Origin of the sequence: Vibrio sp. V39_P1S14PM300 (assembly GCF_009904765.1) — a bacterium.
Classification (GTDB): Bacteria; Pseudomonadota; Gammaproteobacteria; order Enterobacterales; family Vibrionaceae; genus Vibrio; species Vibrio proteolyticus.
Window position 1 is genome coordinate 1 of the sequence record NZ_WXWP01000190.1, and the last position, 2,324, is coordinate 2,324.

3 protein-coding genes are annotated in these 2,324 nt (G+C 42.8%); 1 reads left to right on the forward strand and 2 read right to left on the reverse strand.

Features of this window, described 5'->3' with window-relative positions:
- Positions 1-325: 325 nt before the first annotated feature.
- Complete coding sequence (nagB, locus tag CAG65_RS09665; protein ID WP_021705994.1) at positions 326-1,126, reverse strand: glucosamine-6-phosphate deaminase; 801 nt, start codon at positions 1,124-1,126, stop codon at positions 326-328.
- Positions 1,127-1,486: 360 nt separating this feature from the next.
- Here nagB and CAG65_RS09670 point away from each other — a divergent pair, with 360 nt between their 5' ends.
- Positions 1,487-1,738, forward strand: a complete 252-nt coding sequence (locus CAG65_RS09670) for a DUF3081 domain-containing protein (protein WP_021705995.1) — start codon at positions 1,487-1,489, stop codon at positions 1,736-1,738.
- A gap of 109 nt (positions 1,739-1,847) precedes the next feature.
- Here the strand turns inward: CAG65_RS09670 and CAG65_RS09675 are convergent, their stop codons facing one another.
- Complete coding sequence (locus CAG65_RS09675) at positions 1,848-2,204, reverse strand: DUF413 domain-containing protein (RefSeq protein ID WP_021705996.1); 357 nt, start codon at positions 2,202-2,204, stop codon at positions 1,848-1,850.
- Between the last annotated feature and the right edge of the window lie 120 nt (positions 2,205-2,324).

Below are 2,324 nucleotides of genomic sequence, written 5' to 3' on the forward strand. Positions count from 1 at the left end.
CTTACTTGCATTTGTGACTCCTTGTGTTGAGTAAACCTCCCCATTGTTGACGAAATCAAAAGTTATAAATATGTTAAATTAGTGTGGTTTTTCGAAAAAGGAATCAATATCAAACTATTTGCATTTCTCTGATGTAATATTCATTTTTATGATGTGTTGGTTTCACATTATCCACAGAATTCGTAACTCTTTGTCTTTTAATGATAATTTTATAGTTTCGTTAAGTGTTACTTATTGAACAGCTGAATATCACACCGCTTTAAACAGAGACAAAAAAGCCACGCAAATGCGTGGCTAATCATCTCAAAGGGAATCGTAACCGCGATCAAAAACCCTTAATGTTTTCCGCTTCCAGTTCAGTGAAGTATTTGACGGTTTTCACTTTCAGCTCTTGAGTCGCGGGTTCATCACACACGATGACGGCTTTAGGATGCAGTTGCAGCGCTGAAACGGTCCACAGGTGGTTGACACAACCTTCGACTGCGGCTTCCAGCGCTTGTGCTTTGTTATGGCCAGTCACCAGAATCATGATTTCTTCAGCATCCAGCAGTGTACCGACACCAATGGTTAATGCGTATTTTGGCACCTGACTGATATCGCCATCGAAGAAGCGGGAGTTCGCGATACGAGTATCTTCGGTCAGTGTCTTGATACGAGTCCGAGAGGACAGTGATGATGCTGGCTCATTGAATGCGATATGGCCGTCGTTACCCACACCACCCATGAACAGATTAATTCTGCCGTAAGCCTTAATTTTGTCTTCGTAGCGTTTGCATTCGACTTCGTGATCTTCAGCATTACCATTTAGCAGGTTGATGTTCTCTTCCTGGATATCAACGTGGTTGAAGAAGTTGTTGTACATGAAAGAGCGGTATGATTCTGGGTGATCCGCCGGAATGCCCACGTACTCATCCATGTTAAATGTCACAACGTGCTTGAAGCTGACTTCGCCGGCTTGGTAGAGTTCGATCAGAGCTTTGTAGGTGGCCAGAGGGGTTCCTCCGGTAGGCAGACCCAGAACGAAAGGACGCTCGGCGGTTGGGTTGAAATTGTTGATACGCTTAGCGATGTGAGCGGCTGCCCATTTACCTACTTGCGCTGCTTTGCTTAACGGAATAAGTCTCATGTTATTGCCCCTAGTCTTGGAAATCACGTGTCCTGATTAATTAATTTGCATTATAAAATAAGTTGGTCGGCACGGCTATTGTTTTTGGTCAAATTTTAGCTGATTAGCGCGAGTGGTGGGGTGAAAATTGAAGAGCTTCATGTTTTTAGCGTGTTTTTGCCTGGTTAAAAGAGGGAAGTATCAACCAAGCTTAGTGAATCAAGGTTATAAATTTATGACCTGAATTAAGCTAGTGTTTGATGTGCCTCAAAGTGATTGATTGGCATACTTGTCACAAGTTTTCCATACTTAAGATAACAGCTTATATCATTAGATATGAGTGAAATAGACACCTCAATCAGGCTGATAAGGAGTAAGGTGATGAAAAACGAACTGGATCCCACCAAAGTATTGCAAGCCTACGAAACTGTGATGTCCAGAGGGACGCCCACTGAATTCGGCAAAATGTATGAGGGTATCGAAGCGTTTTCGGATTATGACGGTTACAACGTCTATATGCGGGGAAATGGTGTGGAGTTGAAAGTAGGTTTTCACAATACCTACCACCTTGAATACGATCAGGAACATCTGCGTGACAGTTTCCTGAAAAAAGTGGCTATGTTGGCCAAATAACCAGACATCCTTGTCTTAATCTTAATCGAAAACAAAGCCCTGTACCTGATTCCGGTACCAGGGCTTTGGGAGAAAGATTCCTGTCAACTGTCAGGCTGGTGGCCTGAAATCAGTCTTCTTCAGCCAACGCAGAGTCCTCTGCGTAGTCATCACTTGCATCCGGTTTGTTACGACCATTGAGAGTGTGAAAACGCTTACGACCACGCGCCAGCTGAATGTATTTTAACCAGGTGCGTTCCAGTTTGGATTTGGCTTTACCAGGATTTTCCAGCACTTTCAGAAAGTGCTTTTCCTCGGCATTTTCTGGCTCAATTTCACCAGTTTCCAAACCCAGCATGGTATCCCCATAAAAAGTTAGGATTTCCTCTTCTGCAAGAGTAAAATCACCGGACTTTGCAAAGCCTCGTGGGAACTTAGCATTGTCATAAAAACGTTTTTTGCCTTGACGGAATTCGATGTCAGACATGTCAAAAGCCTCTATAACCAGTAGTAATGACTCACGGCGAAAGTTAGGCGTAAACATTGAAAAAGAAAAACAAAAACTTTTTATCGATACAATAAATTTATATTGTTAGTCTGGATGCGG